Genomic DNA, 20,344 nt, shown 5'->3' on the forward strand with positions numbered 1-20,344 from the left:
TCTATATTTGTAAAAATATTTTGCAATTATATCTAACTAACCAAGCAGGAGGTTTTAATATGGCAAAAAATAATGAAAGCGAAAATTTAACAATCAATCTTATAGGAACAGGAACTATTATAAAAGGCGACATAAAATCCAACGGTGATATAAGAATTGATGGAACTCTCATCGGTTCGCTCGAATCAAAAGGAAAAGTCGTTGTAGGTCCTACCGGAAATATCGAAGGCGAAGTGAATTGTCAAAATGCCGATATATCAGGCATTGTGAAAGCACAGGTAACAGTAACCGAACTCATTACTTTAAAATCAACCGCAAAACTCACAGGCGACTTGCTTACAAATAAACTTGCAATTGAACCGGGAGCAAACTTCTCGGGTACTTGCAATATGAACGCACCTTCCAAGCAGTTTGGTGAAATTAAAAATGTTGTTGCCAAAGAAAAACCCGAACACACTAAAGTTGAAACAACAATTTAATAGCTATGCCAAATATACCAATCTGGCTTTTACAATGCTCGTAATTATTCTGGTTGGAGTGTTTGCAGGCCTTAAGCTTGATGAATTCTTAAAATGGAAATTTCCTGTTTTCACAATTGTTTTGTCAATACTTTCAGTTGTACTTGCAATATATTATGCAGTTAAGGATTTTATTAAAATGAAATGAAACCCACAATACCTTTATTAATAATCAGAACTTTTATTTTTTCATTTTGTCTGCTTGCAGCGGGTGTTATTGAATATTTTACTTTACATTCAAAATTTGTTTCGTCTCAACTTTGGGCTTTACTTATTCTATTTACTGCCGTTACAATAATTATTTTTCTGATAATAAAAAAGCTTTCTGGATTTCGTCCAGGGCAGTTTATATCAAGTTTTATGCTTCTTACTTTTGTGAAACTCGTTTTTTTTATTTTTATTCTTTCAGTATATGTTTTTTATAATAGAAGTGATGCAGTTGCTTTTGTTATTAATTTTTTTGTGCTTTACGTTTTCTATACGGTTTTTGAAATAATATCAATACTTTCCTTGTTGAAGAAATAAAAGTTTAATCTAACAACTATTTTTTACGAATAATAAAAAACCCACACAAATACCAATTGTAGTTTGATTTATTATTTTTTATTGTAAAATTTCCGTAAGTCAAAAATATAAACCCCAAATCTGATTGTTTTTATTCGAATTTGGGGTAATTTAACGTGAGTTCGGGATTTAATTTAATTTGTTTTAAATTCTTCTGTATTACCTGCAAATACTTACATTTTGTCTTAGCGAATCATCCGAAAGAAAACTGCCTATTTATAAATCACAAACTCATGTTATCTCAAAACAGTAACACTGCCGATTCTTTGATATTCTTCGCCGGAGTCATAAGTAACCTTAAGCTGATAAACATAAACACCAATCGATACTATTTTACCTTGGTAATTTCCGTCCCAACCTTGGGTTTGCGAATTTGATTCAAAAATCAATTCTCCCCATCTGGTGAAAATAAGCAATTTAAATTTTTTCAATTCCTGGTCAATAGAAGCATTAAAATATTCATTCAAACCATCGCTGTTTGGCGAAAACGAATTAGGAATATATATATGGGGTTTTGGTTTAATGATTATTTCTTTATGAATTATATCAGTACATCCGTCAGAGTTTGTAACTTTGAGAATAACGTTGTATGTTCCAGTATTGTCATAGGTATAAACAGGATTTTTATCAGATGAAGTTCCGCCATCACCTAAGTTCCATTCCCAGCTTACAATGTTGCTTTCCGAAAGGTCGGAAAAGTAAACGGTAGTGATATTAACTTGATCCTGCTGATAGCTAAAATCGGCTGTGGGACCATTACTTATTGAAACTGTTTTTGTTATTGAATCTTTGCAGCCATTCAAATCGGTAACACAAAATTTTACATAATAATATTCTGTGCTTTGATATGTATGTTGAGGATTTTGTGTATTATCACTGGTAAAATCGCCGAAGTTCCAGTACCACGAAGAAATCTGATTTGACGGTTTGCTGCAAATACCCGTAAATTGTGTTGGCAGCCCGAAACAATTTGCACTAAAGTTAAAATCATTATGCGGCGAAACATTTACATTTACTACAACATTATCGGTTGCTACTCCGCACGAATTAATGGCACTTACTGTATATACGGTTGTTTGATTGGGGTTAACAACCATGCTTTGCGCATTCGAACCAGTGCTCCATAAAAACGCTCCTGAACCCGTTGCGGAAATTGTAGTTTGTTTGCCCGAACATATTGTTGCATCAGAACTGACAACAACTGTCGGCAAAGATACTACAGATACTACTGCCTCATCTGTTGCGGAACCGCAGTTGCTTGTGACAGTTAACTTATATGTAGTAGTTTGAGTTGGAGAAATTATGATAGATTGCGTTGCCTGACCATTGCTCCAGATATATGAACTACCGCCATTTGCAGTAAGATTAACATTATTGCCCAAACAAATAGAAGTATCTTTTCCCGCATTGGCTGTGGGAATAGAAGTAGTTGTAATTACGATATCATCGGTTGCTTTACCGCAATTGTTTATTGCAGAAACGATATATGTTGTTGTAAGAACAGGTGCAACTGTTATTGATTGCGTTGCTCCTCCTGTGCTCCATGAAAAATTTCCTATCCCATTTGCAGTAAGTATAGTTTGTGTTCCCGAACAAATTAATAAATCCTGTCCTGCATTAACTGATGGCAAAGGTGTAACAACCACAACAATATCAGTTGTTGCCGAACCGCAGAAATTCATGCTCGTTACAGTATATACTGTTGTTTGAGTCGGCGAAACATTTATTGATGAAGTATTCTGACCACCACTCCAGATATAATTTACGCCTCCTGTAACTGCTAAAATTAAATTGCTTCCCGAACAAATAGTTGTGTCATTATTTGTAGTTGCTGTAGGCAATGGACTAACAGTAACAATAATATTATCGGTAACAGTATTGCATGAATTAGAAGCTGAAATAGTATAAGTTGTTGTTTGCGTTGGCGAAACTGTTATTGAATTTGTTATTTGACCGCTTGACCATAAAAAATTTCCGTTGCCGCTTGCAATTATTGTAGATTGTGAACCCAAACAAATTGTTTGATTTACTCCTGCATCAACAAAAGGTTGTGGAATAATAGTAATCATAACGGCATCGGTCGCAGAGCCGCAAGAGCTTGTTGTTGTTAGAGTATATGTTGTTGTTTGTGTCGGGGAAACCGTTATTGAATTTGCTGTTTGTCCGTTTGACCATGAATAAGTTGTTCCGCCTGTAGTAGTAAGATTTACAGGAGTGCCTGAACATACGTTTTGGTCAATTCCTGCATTGGCAATGGGTAATGGTGTTACTGTAATTATTACATTAGCAGTAATAGTTTGGCAGGAATTAATACCTGTAACAGTATATGTTGTTGTTTGAGTAGGACTGACAGTAATTGAACCCGTTGTTTGTCCTGAGTTCCACGAATATGAATTTCCTCCCGTTGCACTGATAACAATGCTTGTTCCCTGACATATAGTTTGATTTGAACTCACATTGATAGGTGTCCCCGGTGAAACAGTAATTACAACTTTGGCAGTATCGGTGCATCCTTTAATGCTTGTACCCGTTACAATATACGTAGTGGTAATTGTAGGATTTGCAGTAGGGTCGCTTATGTTTGTCTGGTTTAATCCTGTTGACGGACTCCATGAATAAGAAACCGCACCCGAAGCATGAAGCTGAACCGAATTTCCCGAACATGTTGTTGTATTGTTTCCGGCAGTAACATTAATTAAATCGATTTTTACTTTAACAGGAATTCTGTACGTACCCGGACAAGTGCTTGCATAAAAAACAGTGTCAACACATAAAGGAATGGTGACATAAGGATTTCCCGTATAAATTATGTTTCCTCCCACAGAATCTTTATACCAGTTTATAATAATTCCTGCAGGTGGATTTCCGTTAATTGAAACTAAAAGAGAAGCCGATTGTCCGCAGCAAATTGTATCATCATTTGCAGTGAGCGTAAAATTCGTTATAGTTGAAGTTACTCCGTTTCCTCCTTTTGTGGCTCCATTGGGAATAAATTCTGAAAGCTGAAAAGAATTGGTGGTTCCGTTAGCACCGCCATTTACCTGTTGAGTTGCTGTTCCATTTGAAACAGCAATATAACCACCACCACCACCACCACCGGGTCCTGAAGCCTCAGTGGCTCCGTTGGGATTACTGAAAACCTGATTGCCTCCGTTTCCCCCATTTGCAAGTAAAGAAACTCCTGATATTGTACCTACTGAATTTATAACAATTGTTCCACCGGCACCGGCACCGCCTGCTCCATCAGAATTGTTTGTTGCACCTGTTGAATTTCCACCTGCATTTCCGTTAGCTGTAACCTGCCCTGTTCCCGAAATACTTCCATAGTTCATCAGATAAACCATTCCACCTCCTGTACCGCCGATTCCACCACGAGAATTATCTTCTTCACCTGCACCGCCACCGCCGCCAAGAAATAATCTTCCTGTAGTATAATCCAAAGGTCTTCCGCCAAGTCCGCCATAATTTCTGCGTTTATCACCTGTCCAATTAATATCTCCGGGAGCAACTGTTAATGCGTCTTTGTTAGCATTTGAGCTTGAATAACCACCCTTACCACCTCCCGAAGAAGATGAAGTAGAAAAACCGGCAGTTTCCAAATTCCACGCACTTGCCCATGCAGGAGTTGAAATATCAGGTACACCTTTCCCTGTCCATGCTGCTATATTGCCTGCGTTTGCGCCGCCGCCGCCGCCGCAATTGTGAGCATCTCCCCCTCCTCCTCCGTTAGCACCGGATGCACGGCAATATCTTCCCAAATGAGCATCGTAGTCCGTTTGAAATCCAAAAACTCCTTCACCTTTCTCTGCTCCTTCGGTATTACTTGCATCTGTATATCTATCAGCTCCAAATGTGGTATTATTTTCAAGTTGTCCACCCCTGAATCCTTTTCCATTTACATTAATTGCACCATTTATTGTTGTGTTTCCAAGCACTTCAACAACAGTAATTCCACCTATAGTTCCATTCCATGTATCACAAGTTACGCTTCCACCAGAATTAATTGTAAAACTACTAAGTCGCGGTACTCTAATTACCTGAACTCTTCCCGAAGCTGTGTAATTATTTATCAGCGGACATTTTAAATTAATAGTTGTAGAATTAGGAACACTCATAACCTCGGCAAATTCATACAATCCGCAATTATTGTAATTCAATATGCCACCCCATGCTGAATCATTAGCAATATCCATAATAGAAGTTCCCTGCACTTGTATAATAAATATCAAATCTCCTGATGATAAAGAAGAGGTAAATCTGCCGTTAGTGTTTAATCCACTGTTTGCAACGGTAATTGAATTTGCGCCTGAAGCAGCATTAACTGTGAGGTTAGTATATTCGTTAATTATAATATTTGCAGCGGTAATATTTGATACGCCGTTTTTCCCCCGCTGAGCAAATAAATTAAGCCCAGACAAAATAAAAACAATAACAAAAAAGGCAATATGTATTTTTTGAATTTTACCCACTTTGTAATGCTAAAAAAAAGTAAATATACAAAATATTATTAAAAAAATCAAAATGTAATATAATAAAAGACCAAAAATAAAGGGGAAAGGTTGCATTTTTTACGAAAAATTAAACTTAAATATGTTTTATGCGAATCGAGGGTTAAAAATAATATTGCCACAAAAGCACCAAGACACTAAGATACACTATGTTGTATTTTCAACTTATTTTGTTTTTCTTCGTGTCCGCTGTCTCAAAAGTCCTTTGAGTGCCTTTGAGAATACCTTTGTGCGACTTTGTGGTTAAGTTAAAATATTCAACCACAAAGGACTCAAAGTATGGCGCAAAGGAACGCAAAGTAAAAAGACAACAATATTTTTCTTTTGAGACAGCCTCTTCGCTTGTTCATTAATATTTGCAATTATTCTAAAAATATTTAACTTTGTATTTTAAAAATAAATTTTAGGTGATGGTAAAGAAAATAACGCAAAAGGAAATACTAAATAAACCAGCAAAAGGAAGAAAAAGAAAAGCAAAAAACAATTCCGAAACACTTGTAGAGCTAGTAATAAAGGGAATGCAGGAAAAAAAGGCAGAAGAAATTATTAAAATTGATTTTAAAAAAATCAATAATTCGATATGTGATTACTTTATTATATGTCATGGTAATTCTGGTACACATGCAAATTCAATTTCTGATTCAATAGAATTTGAAGTAGGGGAAAAATTAAATACGAAGCCATGGCACAAAGAAGGTATAAGAAATGCTGAATGGATTTTACTCGACTACATTAATGTGGTTGTGCACATTTTTCAGTATGAAACCCGGAATTTTTACAGGTTGGAAAATCTTTGGGGTGATGCCGAAATTACTAAAATTGAACAAAATTAATTATTTATTAAAATGACTGAAGAAACCGAAAAAAAAGAGGTAACTCAAAATAATACACCCAAAGATTCTCCGGAAGAACAAAATAAAGATAAAAAAAATCCTTATCCTTTGGGTAAATTGCCAAAAAAACCTAAGATGGGGTTCAATATTTACTGGATATATGGATTAATAGCAGTGTTCTTTCTGGGTATTCAGTATTTTAATTTTTCGAGTGATACAAAAGAAATAACATGGCAGAAATTTGAATTAATTGTTGCAAAAAGAAGCATCGAAAAGATTGTTGTTGTTAATAAAGATTATGCGGAAATTTATATAAAAAAAGCAAGTTTAAAAGATACTGCCTTCAAAGATATTTCAGGAAAAAACACAACGAATAATTCTTTTAACCCAACTCCACCACATTATATTTTAAATTTTTTAAACATTGATATTTTCAATAAGGACTTTAATGACCTGCAAAATAAGATAATTGCAAAAGATACAATTAATAAAACCGCACAGGAAAAAGAAAAAATCATTACCGAAGTAAATTCCATAATCATAAAACCTGAAACACGTAAAGATTGGGGAGGAGAGATAATAGCATGGCTAATACCATTAGGTATATTTGTATTAATTTGGATATTCATAATGAACAGAATGAGCAAAACTACTGGTGGCGGACAAATATTCAGCTTTGGAAAATCAAAAGCAACGCTTTTTGACAAAGATACAAGTGTTTCCGTTAGCTTTAAAGATGTTGCAGGATTGGAAGAAGCAAAAGTAGAAGTTATGGAAATTGTAGATTTTCTAAAGAATCCAAAAAAATATACTGATTTGGGAGGGAAAATCCCTAAAGGTGCTTTGCTGGTTGGTCTTCCGGGTACGGGAAAAACATTACTTGCAAAAGCGGTTGCCGGTGAAGCTCATGTTCCGTTCTTTTCTTTATCAGGGTCTGATTTTGTTGAAATGTTTGTTGGTGTTGGTGCATCGCGGGTACGCGACCTTTTCAAACAGGCAAAAGAAAAAGCGCCATGTATTGTTTTTATTGATGAAATTGATGCAATAGGACGTGCACGAGGAAAGCACATGCTTACAGGCGGTAATGACGAAAGAGAAAGCACATTAAACCAACTGCTCACCGAAATGGATGGTTTTGCAACTAATGCAGGAGTTATAATACTTGCTGCCACAAACCGCGCCGACATCCTTGACAGAGCATTACTAAGAGCAGGCAGATTCGACCGCCAGATACACGTTGAATTACCTGATATAGAAGAAAGAAAAGCAATATTCGTTGTTCACATGAAGCCATTGAAACTCGACCCGACAATTGATACCGATTTTCTCGGAAAACAAACCCCCGGTTTTTCGGGCGCCGATATTGCTAATGTTTGTAATGAGGCGGCTCTTATTGCTGCACGTCAAAATAAAAAAATTGTTGAAAAACAGGATTTTCTCGATGCTATTGACAGGATTGTTGCGGGTTTGGAAAAACGTAATAAAATAATTTCAAAAGAAGAAAAGAAAATTATTGCTTATCACGAAGCAGGTCATGCTACTGTTAGCTGGCTGCTCAAATATGCTCATCCATTGGTAAAAGTAACAATTGTACCCAGAGGCAAGGCACTTGGTGCTGCATGGTATTCACCAGAGGAACGACAAATTACAAACAAAGAACAAATACTTGATGAATTATGTGCAACACTTGGCGGCAGAGCTTCGGAGGAAGTTATTTTCGGAACAATTTCAACGGGCGCATTAAACGACCTTGAAAAAATTACAAAGCAAACTTATGCCATGGTTTCGGTTTTCGGACTTAATGAAAAAATAGGAAATTTAAGCTTTTATGATTCTTCAGGCTCTCAGGAATATTCATTAACAAAACCATATAGCGAAAAAACTGCTGAAACAATTGACAATGAAGTTAGCAAGATAGTTGCTGAATCATACATCAGAGCAAAAGAAATACTTCTTCAAAACAAGGAAAAGCTTATTATTCTTGCTGAGGCACTTCTTCAGAAAGAAGTTATTTTCAGAGAAGACCTTGAGGAAATATTTGGAAAACGTCCGTTTGATGAAGAAAAAAAAGAAGCAGAAAAAGTTGAGGAAAAGGATTTAAAATTATAATATACTTTAAATTACTGCATTGTTACATTGTTAAATTGTTGTTTTAATAACTTAAACTTACTTATTCTGTTGTCGGTTTATTTATAACAATTTAACAATAAAACAATTTAACAATTTTATTTAAGCAAAAGCTAAATTTTAAACCATATATAGCAACAGCATTAACATAATGAAAGAAAGCACTTCCAAAGAAAAGGTTTTGAAAAAAGTTAGAAATGCTCTGATATATTCTTCACCTAACCCATACTCTGAAATTGATTTTGAAAAACCGATTTATGTTTCAAATAATAATGAACCGCCTGATGTAACATTTGCCCAGAGATTTGTGGAAGCCGGAGGAAGATTCGTTTATTGCGAAGACATCACAAGATTTCTCGACAATATTTCCATACTTATAAATCAAAACAAATGGGAAAGTATTTTTTGTGCCGATGATAATATTAAAAGATTGCTGACAGCAAAAGGCATATATTTTTATGATATTGAAGATAAATTTCGCGAAATGAATATGGGAATTACAGGATGTGAATTTTTGATTTCAAGATTAGGAAGCATAATGGTTTCATCACGCCAGCAATCGGGACGAAGGTTGAATTTTTTCCCGCCGGTTCATATTGTTGTTGCTTACACATCACAAATGGTAGGCGATTTGAAAGAAGCATTAAACAAAATAAAAGAAAAATATGGTACACGGCTGCCTTCTTTAATTTCTGTAATAACAGGTCCCAGCCGAACTGCCGATATTGAAAAAACCTTAGTGATGGGTGCACACGGTCCAAAAGAACTTTATATTTTTTTAATTGATGATACTTTTCAGTTGAAGTGATTTTTTAGTTCTATAATATTTTGTATTTGTAAAAATAAAAACGCCACAGATTCACAGATTTTAATAAAAATATTTTTCCCAAATCCAGTCATAATTTTTTATCTGTGAATCTGCGGCTAATTTTTTCAATTTGTTTTTTGTATGGAAAAAGATTGGGTGAAAGTTTATTCAACACCTTTGGAATATAAAGCAGATATTATTAAAGCAATTTTAACTGAAAATGAAATTCAATGCGTTATTATTAACAAACAAGATTCAACTTATAAAACAACTTTCGGTGGAACAATTGAACTTTTTGTTAACAGAAATGATGTTTTAAAATCCATACAGATTATTGATAATCAAAAATGATGAGCAACCTGTTCAAAAGAACCATATCCGGATTTGTTTTTATTGCAATAATTATCTGTTCTGTTTTGTGGAACTTTTATTCTTTCGCTGTAGTTATAGGAATAATAATGGTTGCAGGAGTTTGGGAATTTTATGTTCTTATACAAAAAAGCAAAATCAAACCACAAAAAATAACCGGATTATTAATAGCTGTTACAATATATACATTGTTTCTTCCGGTATATTCCTGTATAAATTACAATTGGATAATTTTAATTTTATTTTTATTAATTGCAATTGTTTTTATTTATGAATTGTATAAAAATAAAAATCCGCTTACAAATATTTCATGCACATTGCTGGGCAATATTTATATTGCAGTTCCATTTTCACTTTTGGTTTTCATTTCAAATCCCGTTCCATTCAAAATAAATTATAATTATGAAATTCCACTTGGTTTTTTTATTCTTATGTGGACTTATGACACCTTTGCTTATCTAACAGGAATTTATTTAGGAAAGCACAGATTATTTGAAAGAATATCACCTAAAAAATCGTGGGAAGGGCTTATAGGCGGAGCATTTTTTGCTTTACTCGCTTCATATATTGTTTCACTTTTTTTAAAAGAACTTTCTTTTAACGATTGGTTTGTAATTTCAATCATCGTTATTGTGTTTGGAACATTCGGAGATTTAGTGGAATCGGCATTTAAAAGACAAGTTGATTGCAAGGACTCGGGAAATATAATACCCGGACATGGCGGTATTCTTGACAGATTCGATGCAATACTGTTCGCTGTTCCATTTGTTTATATTTACTTAAAATTGTTTGTATTTTAAAAAATGAAAATTCACAAAGAAGGTTATAAAATAATTGGAATTGCAATACTTGATTTTTTTGTAACAAATTATATTTTTCAGTTTGTTTTCAAAATATTTATTTTGAGCAATATTATTCTTCTTTTATCAATATTATTAACTCTTTTCATTATTTGTTTTTTCCGTAGCCCTAAAAGAAATGTTAATATTAATGAAAATAAAATTTTATCTCCTGCTGATGGAAAAATTGTGGCAATAGAAGAAATTTACGAAACAGAATATTTTAATGAAAAACGTTTGCAGATTTCGATATTCATGTCGCCTATGAATATTCATTTAAACAGATATCCTATTAGCGGTATTGTTAAAAACGTAAAATATAACCCCGGCAAATACCTTGTTGCATGGCATCCTAAATCATCGCTTGAAAACGAAAGAATGACAACAATTATTCAAAAACAAGATGGCACCGAAATTCTTGTTTGTCAAATTGCAGGTTTTCTTGCACGTAGAATAGTTTGTTATGCTAAAGAAAACAATACCGTTAAACAAGGTGAAGAACTTGGTTTTATAAAATTCGGCTCACGCGTTGATTTGCTCCTTCCTCTGAATTCTGAAATTAAAGTTTCCCTTAATGAAAAAGTTAAAGGCGGAATAACTGAAATAGCTTGTTTGAATTAAAAGTTAAAGGATATTCTTAAAAATAAAAATCTACAATCATAAATTTATACAAACAGAACTTTAGCAAAGTTATTATAACCTTAATCCCTAACATTTCATGGTTTTACGTAATATGTATTTCTGTAGCTTCTATTAAATCTTGAGCCTCCGTCAGTTATAACAATTTTTTACTTACTCACAATAAACTTCTTGCATTGGCTGCTTTCATTGCTTTTTACGACACATAAATAAATTCCCTCCGGCAAATTGCTTACATCAAAAGAAAATTTATTTTTATTGAATAACTTATATTCAGAAATATTTTGTCCAAGGAAATTACAAACAATAATTTTGGAATTTTCATTTTCAAAAACTTGCGGAAAAGCAATATTTACAATATTATTGGAAGGATTTGGATATAAGTTAAAAGTAAAATTAAAATTATTTTTAATTTCTTTTATCTCCATAAATGCAGGATTAACTCCTTTGAAAAAGCTTACACCACCGGCGTAATTTCCAACCAGCATATCAGGATAAGCATCATTGTTTATTTTTTTGCAGGTTACTCCTGTTTTCATGCCTTCATTAATTTTAAGAAATGATGAATCAACAAGAGTGAAATTGCCATTCAGATTATTGTCAATATTTTTGTAATAAAAAATCGAACCTCCGTAACTGCCGCAGAAAAGCACATATTTTCCGCTGTCGTCATAAAAACAAGGAGTGCTAAAACCATAATTTGTAATTAAAGAATCGGTAACATTTACATTGCCAAGTTTATTATTTGTTGGAGTCGAAGAAAAAACAGGAATTGTTATTGTTCCCGTATTCTGAAAATATGAAATAGTTCCTTTTTTGCATCCGACAACTAAATCAAGCTTGCCGTCCCTGTTTAAATCCATAAGTTGCGGAGTGCTGTAATCGCCGGCATCAATATTAAAATAATTCGGATGCAAAACAAAACTTGCGGGATTGCCAGCTCCTGCAGTATTTTCAAAATAATATAATTTTCCGTCAGAATTTCCAAGAACCATATCTTCATCGCTGTCGTCGTCCAAATCACCGAAAGCAGGATATGCAGCTTTTAATTTAAGTGTCGAAATACTGGCAAAGTCGCGTGTTTTAAGTTCAAATTCAGGATTTTCTTTTGTTCCTATGTTTTCAAAAAGAGCAAGTTGGGAAGTATAATAGGAATAAAGATTTCCGAATGACCTGTATGACGAATCCCAGTAACCAAAATTTCCAACAACAAAATCGAGCAAACTGTCGCAATTATAATCGAAGAAAACCGGATAACAGCCCTCACCAACATCAATAGTTTCGTTTTGAAGAAAATCATTACACTGATAATTAAAAACCGGTTGATTATTTGTTCCTGTATTTTTATAAAACCATATACTTTTATAATTTTCGGAAACCGTATAGTCATTGGGCGATACAATTAAATCTTTCAACCCGTCATTATCAACATCGAGGTAAAAAATTCCGGGATAGGAAACCATTTTCAAAGGATTATTGTATGATGGGAAATTTGCATCCTGTGTAATCATGCTGTCATTACCAACTTCTCCGCCATTTATAAGCGAAGTAATATTTGTGCTTGCAATATCGCCGATAATAACATCTTTCAGATTATCGTTATTAAGGTTAAGTGCTAAAGTTGTTGAACCTGTATGCCGCAGTTTTCTATCAATATTTGATTTTAGAGAACTACTTACAGGATAAGGACAAGTATGATTTAAAACAATTGCAGAGCTTGTATCACCTTCTCTGAAATATCCCCAGCAATTTGTTTCGAGTTCATATTTCAAACTATCGCAATTGCCGTATAATTCTTTTGAGGTATTTTTAAGATACTGCATATAATTTCCCAATGGATGAAAAGTTAAAATATCCAAATCACCGTCTCCGTCAATATCGCTAATTGCAGGAATATCGCCCGATGAAACAAAAATATCAGTCAGATTAGTGTATTGTTTTGCCATTAAAAGTGGTTCAACAAGTTGAAATTTAAGAATAGTATCTGAAATATTTTTATAAACGGCAACACCCCCGCTTGTTATATCGGAACACGTGAAAATGTCTTCTTTCCCGTCGCAATTGTAATCTGCCAAAAGAATCCAGTCGTGTATTATCGGAAAATAATTTTTATATTCGGGAGCATATTCATAATCAACTTTATTTGCTGTGCCTTTGTTTATGTATGTTGTAAGCCGGTTTCCGCTTCTGTCAAAAACAATCAAATCCTTTATTCCGTCAAAATTCAAATCAATTTCGGAAAACTGGCAGGAATTATATCCACCCACCCATGGGTTACGAAAATAATTTACCGTATCTTTTTTTACTTTAATACTATCATTTCTTATAAAGCCAAAATCGGGAATGTTCCTTTGTGAAAAACACGGTAAAGTAAAAAGGATAAAAGATATATGTAATAGAAATGTTTTTTTCAAAATAAAAATAATTTTAATTGTTAAATTGTTGTTTTAGTATTTTACATGTATTATTTATAGTTAACGTATAAAAATATTCATGAGCTTCGCTTTCGGAACAGGTTTAACAATTCAGCAATTCAACAATTTAACCTTTTTAGTATAAAACATCACAAAACCATAAATACATTTAAACAAAATTAAGTAAATAAAATTAAAAATTGCTAATTAATAAATGAAATTCTATCTTTGCGGACTTAAATTAAAAAATTTTAAAATTATGCAGAATAAAGGAGCTATAAGATTATTTGCAATATTGCTTGCATTGGTGTGCATATATCAGCTATCATTCACATTTATTACAAAAAGAGTAGAAAGTAATGCTGCTGAGTATGCTGCAAGTCAGGATGTAACTGTTATGTCAAAAAAACTTGCAAAAAATGACATGCTGAAAGAAAGATATTATTATGATTCGATTTCGAAAGCTAAAGAAAAATATTATTTCGATTCAATTTCATCAACACCTGTTTACAACCTGCTCATAAGAAAATACACTTATAAGGAATGTAAGGAAAGAGAATTGAATCTTGGTCTTGACCTTAAAGGAGGTATGAACGTTACAATGGAAATTTCTGTTGTTGATATTCTTCGTGTAATGAGTAATAACAGTCAGGACAGCACTTTCAATAAGGCAATAAGGAAAGCTGTTGATATGCAGAGAGTAAGTCAGCAAGATTTTATAACTCTTTTCGGTCAGGCATTTGAAAGTATTGACCCGAAAGCACGACTTTCTTCCCCTTCAATTTTCGGGACTATGGAATTAAAAGAAAGAATAAATAACAGCACTACAAATAAAGAAGTTCTTAAAATTGTTCGCGAAGAAGCCGATGGAGCAATCGACAGGACTTTCAACATTCTCCGCACCCGTATTGACGCTTTCGGTGTTACACAGCCCAACATTCAGAAAATTGGCACTTATGGGAGAATTCTTGTGGAACTGCCTGGTGTTAAGGAACCCGAAAGAGCGAGAAAACTATTACAGGCACCCGCAAAACTCGAATTCTGGCTTACTTATGAAAACAAAGAAATTTATAATTACCTGACACAAGCAAATGACCGCTTAAAAGATATTTTGGAAAATAAAGATATAACAGGTACAAAAGCCGATTCGCTGTTAAAAAAATTATCGGGAGACACTGCTGCAAATGCAAAAGCAGATTCTTCAAAAAAGAAAATTGATGCAAATAAAGATAACAAAGGAAAATCACTTGCCCAGAAACTTGGTGTTGATACTTCAAAGAAAAAAGAAGGACTCGGGCAAAATGAAAAGTGGGAAAAAGAAAATCCTCTTTTTAAAATTCTCAGACCGGCTCTGATGCAGGAAGAAAAAGGATATTCAGCCCGACCAGGACCTGTTGTAGGATATGCTGCCATTAAAGATACTGCTAAGGTGAACAGCTATCTAAAAATGGCTCAGATTAAGACAATTTTTCCGCGTGATTTAAAGCTCTTATGGATGGTAAAACCTGAAAAAGAAATGCCTGGTGTATTGGAATTGGTAGCTTTAAAAGCATCGGGACGCGAAGGTAAGGCAGCGTTAGAAGGCGATGTTGTAATTGATGCACGTCAGGATTTCGGGCAAAACAATTCAAATGAGGTTTCGATGACAATGAACAGCGAAGGAGCAAATATATGGAAACGACTGACCGGTGAAAATATTAAAAAATGTGTTGCAATTGTTTTGGACAATTATGTTTATTCGGCACCTGTTGTACAGGACGAAATTCCTAACGGTCGCTCACAAATTACAGGAAACTTCACTCTTAACGAAGCAAAGGATTTGGCAAATGTTTTGAAAGCAGGTAAATTACCGGCACCTACAAGAATTGTTGAAGAAGCTGTTGTTGGTCCAACTTTAGGAAAAGAAGCAACTAATGCAGGATTATTATCTTTTGTCATTGCCATGCTTTTGGTTTTGGCGTTCATGATTTTCTATTATGCCAATGCGGGCTTGGTTGCGAATATAGCTTTATTTGCAAACTTCTTCTTCATTATGGGAGTTCTCGCATCACTTGGAGCAGTCCTCACCTTACCAGGTATCGCTGGTATAGTATTGACAATGGGTATGGCTGTTGATGCAAACATTATAATTTATGAAAGAGTTCGTGAAGAATTGGCAATAGGAAAGGGAGTGAGGCTTGCCATAAAAGATGGGTTCTGGAATTCGTACAGTGCAATTATTGACGGACACGTTACTTCTCTATTAACAGGTATCATACTTTATGTGTTTGGCACCGGACCTGTTAAAGGATTTGCTACTACTTTAATAATAGGTATTTTCACAACACTGTTCACAGCATTATTATTATCACGGCTTGTTTTTGAAAGAAGATTGAACTTAAACAAACCAATTAAGTTTTTTACAAAACTTACCGAAGGTGCATTTAAAAATGTAAATATTGATTTTATCGGAAGCAGAAAACTGATGTATTTTGTTTCAGGTACAATAATTACTATTGGTATTATATCTTTAATTGTCAGAGGTGTTGATTATGGTATTGATTTCACAGGTGGAAGAACTTATGTTGTTCGTTTTGCAAAAGAAGTAAAAACAAACGACTTGAGAGAAGCCCTAAAAGTATCGTTTGGCGAGGCACCTGAAGTTAAAACATTCGGTTCAAACGACCAGGTTAAAATAACCACAAAATATTTAATAAACTCGACCAGTACCGACTCTGAAACAAAAGTTGAACAAAAACTTTACGAAGGTTTACAAAGCACTATTGGCAAAAATGTATCTTTCAAAACTTTTAAAGAAAAACTCATTATGAGTTCTCAGAAAGTCGGACCTACAGTTGCCCGCGATATTCTTATTGCTGCATACTGGGCGGTATTCTTTTCTTTAATTGGTATTTCATTATATATTTTTATAAGATTCAGAAGATGGCATTTTGCTTTCGGTGCATTGACTTCACTTTTCCACGATACATTGATTATAGTATCATCGTTCTCATTGCTGTATGGGATATTGCCTTTTTCATTGGAAATTGACCAGGCATTTATAGCAGCAATATTAACAGTGGTAGGTTATTCAATTATGGATACAGTTATTATTTTCGATAGAATACGTGAATACATGGGATTACATAAAAAACAGGAATTAAAGAAAACTACAAATGATGCCTTGAACAGCACATTAAGTCGAACAATAAATACGGTTGCGACTGTAATTTTTACTTTGCTTGCAATATTTATTTTTGGCGGTGAAGTAATAAGAGGTTTTGCTTTTGCCTTGTTAATTGGTGTTATCACAGGTACTTATTCTTCATTGTTTATAGCAACACCTCTGTTCTATGATACATACATGAATAAGTTGAAGAGAGATGAAAGAAAAGAGTTGAAAAATAAAATTTAGAATTATTTTTTAGTCCTAACAGGTTATCCAAGACCTGTTAGGTCTGAAAATAAATAAAAAATGAAAAAAATTATATTATTATCATTGGTTTTATTTACAGCATTTTTTTTCAGCTGCAATCACAATAAAAGAGCAGAAAACCTTTTTACAATAAAAGGTGAATTTGCAAACGTAAAAAACGGACAAATAATTTCATTGATTGAACTGAAACCCGATACAGCAATTGCTGTTGATTCGGTTACAATAAACAATGGTATATTTTTATTTAAAAAAAATACCAAAGCAATTGGATTTTATCTTTTAAAATTGGATAAAAAAAATTCCATAACTCTTTTAATTGATACTACAGATAATATTTTCATAAAAGCTGATGGAAAAAAATTAAGACAAACATACACAATCAGCGGCTCAAAAGGTTCGGAATTGATTCATTTGCTTGAAGTAAGAATGCAAAAAAGTTTGAAAAGCATGGACTCATTAAAAGATATTTTTAATGCAAAACAAAACGAAAAAGATTTTTACAAAATCAAATTATCTCTTGATTCCACGTGGTATGCAATATTTAATCAACATCAGTCATTCATTAAAAATTTTATAAACAAAAACACAAATTCTCTTGCCTGCTTGCTTGCAATTTCAGAAGAACTTGGAAGGGCAAGATTATTAACACCCCAGAAGGACTATGATTATTTTATAAAAATTGACAGCACTTTAACCAAAAATTATCCGAAAATAGAACATATAAAAGTTTATCATGAAAAAATAGCAGAAATAAAACGTTTAAAAACAGAAGAATATATGAAGGAACAAAAGCTTGCTATTGGTGCTTATGCTCCTGATATAAAACTTCCCGATATAAAAGGTAAAATGATTTCTTTATCATCATTGAAAGGTAAATTTGTGTTAATTGATTTCTGGGCTTCGTGGTGCAGACCTTGTATAAACGAAGTTCCCAATCTTATTAGGGTTCATAAAAAATACCATAAAAAAGGATTTGAAATTTACGGAGTATCGCTCGATAGTAAAAAAATTTTATGGAAAGATGCAGTAAAAGTTTTAAAAACAAATTGGCTTCAGGTAAGCGATTTAAGTTCATGGAATTCTTCTGTTGTGAAACAATATGATGTTAAAGCAATTCCGATGACATATTTACTTGATATGGAAGGAAAAATTATTGCAAAAGGTTTGATTGGGGAAGAACTTGAAAAAAAGTTAGAAGAAATTTTTAAAACTGCTAATTGATTTTTTTTATAGTATCAACGATACCTTCAATAAACTTCAGGTCATCTTCGGGAATATTTTTGAGCAAATCGGAATAGTTTGTTTTTTCGGGAATTTCTATAAAATAAGTTTTTCTTAATTTATTTATCAGACAGGGTTTTTTCAGCCATGGATTAAACATTTTTAAAATTTTATAGTTTACATTTTGCTTTGCTGCAAAGTTGATTAAGTTAAATATAGGAGTGTCAACCTGAAGTTTGCGAATTTCAATTTCGGGATACAAATCTTTTTTTCTTAAAAGAAATCCATATTTTTTTGGATTTTCAAAAATAAGCTTTATTGCAAAAATTCTATAAATATATCTTGATGTTTCAAGGTTCAGATACAAATCATAAAAGCTTGATGTTTTCTGAATTTCAACCTGATTTTTCAATCCACCAATTCCCATATTGTATGATGCTGCGGCAAGAGTCCAGTTTTTTAAGGTATCATAAGCTTCTTTTAAATATTTACAAGCCGCTTCTGTAGATTTTTCAAGATTATATCTTTCGTCAACTTCTTCATTTACTTCAAGACCATAATTTTGTGCTGTTTTTTTCATAAACTGCCAGAATCCTGAAGCACCGGCAGGAGAGACAGTATAAGTAAATGAACTTTCAATCAATGCAAGATATTTGAAATCATCGGGAATATTATTTTTTTTTAAAATCGGCTCTATTCGGGGAAACCATCTGTTTGCACGCTTCAGCATTAATAAAGTTTGCGATTGCCAGTAAACATTGGTAAGCATTTCTCTGTCGAGTGCTTCTTTTATGTCAAACCTGTCGGTTGAAATTTTTTCGCCAGCAAAAATTAATTCTTCGGGAACTTCAACTGAAAATATTTTATAACTATCCTGAAAATAATTTTCATATTTTTTAATTTCATCTTTTCTTTCTATTGAAAAACTAAAAAGTTTATAAATAAAAATGATACCGAACAATAAAAATAATACCGACAATAATCTTTTTGTCTTTACCTTGAATGTCGCAGAAATCATGATTTTTTGATATGATTTTTCTTTTTCATCTTGGTTACGTAAAATAAAATTCCAAACAGAAAAACTAAATATAATACAAATAAAGAAATATAAAGATGATTCCATTTGGCTATGGAATTAATAATTACCATCATTATTACTGAAATAGCAGAAAGAAAAGAAAAAATAAAGGCAATTTGTTTTTCAGTATGTCCGAGATAAAACAAATTGTGGGTTGTATGGTCTTTTCCCCCAATAAAAGGTGATTGTTTTCGCATAATTCTGTTGAATACAACTATAGTGGTATCTATTATCGGTAAACTAAAAATTATAACCGCATTTAAAATTCTTTTTGTAAATATTTCATTTCCGTTAAAGTCCTTATTATTCCAATAAAAAACAATCCCAATTCCTGCCAGAAATATTCCAAGCAATTGACTGCCCGTATCGCCCATATACATTTTTGAAGGATACCAGTTGTAAAACAAAAACCCTATTAAAGATGCCAGAATTCCAATCAGCAATAATACATATACATCAATTATAAAGTGCTGAAGTAATACCAAAACCAATATAGAAACAAGAATGAATACTGAAACAATCGTTGCTATTGAATCCATGTTGTCGAGCATATTTATTGAATTCATCAAGCCGACAACCCAAAAAATTGTTATCAGATAGTTATATAAATCATTTTGAAAAATATTAATATATGTTCCCGTAAATATTAAAATCAGAGAACAAAAAAGTTGAGTAAAAAACTTCAGAAGCGGACGTGTATTAAAAGCGTCATCAGCCAAACCCATGACAAAACCGAGTGTACAAGCTACGAAAAAACCAAGAAATTTTAAATTGAATGATTGATATTCCTTGTGGAAAAACGAACAGAAAATTATTGAAACAAGAAATATAATATAAAATGAAATCCCTCCAAGAGATGGTTTATCCTGAGAACTCCAACGTATTTCATTTCCATTATTATTTCTTATTCCGAGAGTTTTTGAAAACTTCAGGAATAAACCATTTATCACAAAAGAAAATATTATTGCACAAATAAAAAATATTATTAATTCTATTAATCCTCTCATATTC

Annotated in this window: 15 protein-coding genes; 11 read left to right on the plus strand and 4 right to left on the minus strand. The window is 33.1% G+C overall.

Going from position 1 to position 20,344, the window contains the following annotated elements; translation table 11 throughout:
- Positions 1–59: 59 nt before the first annotated feature.
- The 3 genes from WC223_05185 to WC223_05195 are packed head-to-tail and all read left to right on the plus strand — an operon-like array spanning position 60 to position 1,043.
- Positions 60–479 carry a polymer-forming cytoskeletal protein gene (locus WC223_05185; protein MFA6923629.1) on the plus strand — a complete coding sequence of 140 codons (420 nt, stop codon included), beginning with the start codon at positions 60–62 and terminating at the stop codon, positions 477–479.
- Positions 463–666 (plus strand): AtpZ/AtpI family protein, encoded by a 204-nt coding sequence (locus tag WC223_05190; protein MFA6923630.1) that lies wholly within the window; start codon positions 463–465, stop codon positions 664–666. Before WC223_05185 ends, WC223_05190 begins: the two co-directional genes overlap by 17 nt.
- The gene (locus WC223_05195) at positions 663–1,043 is read left to right on the plus strand and encodes a hypothetical protein (GenBank protein ID MFA6923631.1); all 381 of its coding nucleotides are present in this window, start codon (positions 663–665) and stop codon (positions 1,041–1,043) included. The genes WC223_05190 and WC223_05195 overlap by 4 nt, the downstream gene beginning before the upstream one ends.
- A 275-nt stretch (positions 1,044–1,318) precedes the next feature.
- Here WC223_05195 and WC223_05200 read toward each other — a convergent pair whose 3' ends face one another.
- A complete protein-coding gene (locus WC223_05200; GenBank protein MFA6923632.1) occupies positions 1,319–5,551 on the minus strand; it encodes a PKD domain-containing protein in 4,233 nt (1,410 codons plus the stop codon).
- A gap of 449 nt (positions 5,552–6,000) precedes the next feature.
- Between WC223_05200 and rsfS the strand changes: the two genes are divergently transcribed.
- From rsfS to WC223_05230, 6 genes are all read left to right on the plus strand, one after another.
- Positions 6,001–6,423, plus strand: a complete 423-nt coding sequence (gene rsfS / locus WC223_05205; GenBank protein MFA6923633.1) for a ribosome silencing factor — start codon at positions 6,001–6,003, stop codon at positions 6,421–6,423.
- A gap of 135 nt (positions 6,424–6,558) precedes the next feature.
- The gene (gene ftsH, locus WC223_05210) at positions 6,559–8,532 is read left to right on the plus strand and encodes an ATP-dependent zinc metalloprotease FtsH (protein ID MFA6923634.1); all 1,974 of its coding nucleotides are present in this window, start codon (positions 6,559–6,561) and stop codon (positions 8,530–8,532) included.
- Between the two features lie 169 nt (positions 8,533–8,701).
- Complete coding sequence (locus WC223_05215; GenBank protein MFA6923635.1) at positions 8,702–9,358, plus strand: lactate utilization protein; 657 nt, start codon at positions 8,702–8,704, stop codon at positions 9,356–9,358.
- Positions 9,359–9,499: 141 nt separating this feature from the next.
- On the plus strand, positions 9,500–9,709 hold the full coding sequence (locus WC223_05220; GenBank protein ID MFA6923636.1) for a DUF2007 domain-containing protein: 210 nt from the start codon (positions 9,500–9,502) through the stop codon (positions 9,707–9,709).
- Positions 9,706–10,527, plus strand: a complete 822-nt coding sequence (locus WC223_05225; protein ID MFA6923637.1) for a phosphatidate cytidylyltransferase — start codon at positions 9,706–9,708, stop codon at positions 10,525–10,527. Before WC223_05220 ends, WC223_05225 begins: the two co-directional genes overlap by 4 nt.
- Before the next feature lie 3 nt (positions 10,528–10,530).
- The gene (locus tag WC223_05230) at positions 10,531–11,187 is read left to right on the plus strand and encodes a phosphatidylserine decarboxylase family protein (protein MFA6923638.1); all 657 of its coding nucleotides are present in this window, start codon (positions 10,531–10,533) and stop codon (positions 11,185–11,187) included.
- Between the two features lie 167 nt (positions 11,188–11,354).
- Here the strand turns inward: WC223_05230 and WC223_05235 are convergent, their stop codons facing one another.
- Entirely contained in the window at positions 11,355–13,619 is a 2,265-nt protein-coding gene (locus WC223_05235) for a T9SS type A sorting domain-containing protein (protein ID MFA6923639.1), read from the minus strand.
- 259 nt (positions 13,620–13,878) lie between these two features.
- Between WC223_05235 and secDF the strand changes: the two genes are divergently transcribed.
- Positions 13,879–17,013, plus strand: a complete 3,135-nt coding sequence (gene secDF, locus WC223_05240) for a protein translocase subunit SecDF (GenBank protein MFA6923640.1) — start codon at positions 13,879–13,881, stop codon at positions 17,011–17,013.
- A 60-nt stretch (positions 17,014–17,073) separates the two neighbouring features.
- On the plus strand, positions 17,074–18,255 hold the full coding sequence (locus WC223_05245; GenBank protein ID MFA6923641.1) for a TlpA disulfide reductase family protein: 1,182 nt from the start codon (positions 17,074–17,076) through the stop codon (positions 18,253–18,255).
- Here the strand turns inward: WC223_05245 and WC223_05250 are convergent.
- Positions 18,248–19,273 carry a lytic transglycosylase domain-containing protein gene (locus WC223_05250; GenBank protein ID MFA6923642.1) on the minus strand — a complete coding sequence of 342 codons (1,026 nt, stop codon included), beginning with the start codon at positions 19,271–19,273 and terminating at the stop codon, positions 18,248–18,250. The two genes, WC223_05245 and WC223_05250, sit on opposite strands and share 8 nt — an antisense overlap.
- Entirely contained in the window at positions 19,270–20,340 is a 1,071-nt protein-coding gene (locus WC223_05255) for an MraY family glycosyltransferase (protein MFA6923643.1), read from the minus strand. Before WC223_05255 ends, WC223_05250 begins: the two co-directional genes overlap by 4 nt.
- Positions 20,341–20,344 lie beyond the last annotated feature (4 nt).

The sequence above is a fragment of the Bacteroidales bacterium genome (genome assembly GCA_041671145.1).
Taxonomy (GTDB): domain Bacteria; phylum Bacteroidota; class Bacteroidia; order Bacteroidales; family JAHJDW01; genus JAQUPB01.

What these genes read in the sequence shown, in the direction of transcription:
- rsfS (MFA6923633.1), top strand. Translation starts at nt 6,001, where the DNA reads ATGGTAAAGAAAATAACGCAAAAGGAAATACTAAATAAACCAGCAAAA.
- WC223_05220 (MFA6923636.1), top strand. Translation starts at nt 9,500, where the DNA reads ATGGAAAAAGATTGGGTGAAAGTTTATTCAACACCTTTGGAATATAAA.
- WC223_05230 (MFA6923638.1), top strand. Translation starts at nt 10,531, where the DNA reads ATGAAAATTCACAAAGAAGGTTATAAAATAATTGGAATTGCAATACTT.
- secDF (MFA6923640.1), top strand. Translation starts at nt 13,879, where the DNA reads ATGCAGAATAAAGGAGCTATAAGATTATTTGCAATATTGCTTGCATTG.
- WC223_05195 (MFA6923631.1), top strand. Translation starts at nt 663, where the DNA reads ATGAAACCCACAATACCTTTATTAATAATCAGAACTTTTATTTTTTCA.
- WC223_05250 (MFA6923642.1), bottom strand. Translation starts at nt 19,273, where the DNA reads ATGATTTCTGCGACATTCAAGGTAAAGACAAAAAGATTATTGTCGGTA.
- ftsH (MFA6923634.1), top strand. Translation starts at nt 6,559, where the DNA reads ATGGGGTTCAATATTTACTGGATATATGGATTAATAGCAGTGTTCTTT.
- WC223_05185 (MFA6923629.1), top strand. Translation starts at nt 60, where the DNA reads ATGGCAAAAAATAATGAAAGCGAAAATTTAACAATCAATCTTATAGGA.
- WC223_05245 (MFA6923641.1), top strand. Translation starts at nt 17,074, where the DNA reads ATGAAAAAAATTATATTATTATCATTGGTTTTATTTACAGCATTTTTT.
- WC223_05215 (MFA6923635.1), top strand. Translation starts at nt 8,702, where the DNA reads ATGAAAGAAAGCACTTCCAAAGAAAAGGTTTTGAAAAAAGTTAGAAAT.
- WC223_05255 (MFA6923643.1), bottom strand. Translation starts at nt 20,340, where the DNA reads ATGAGAGGATTAATAGAATTAATAATATTTTTTATTTGTGCAATAATA.
- WC223_05225 (MFA6923637.1), top strand. Translation starts at nt 9,706, where the DNA reads ATGATGAGCAACCTGTTCAAAAGAACCATATCCGGATTTGTTTTTATT.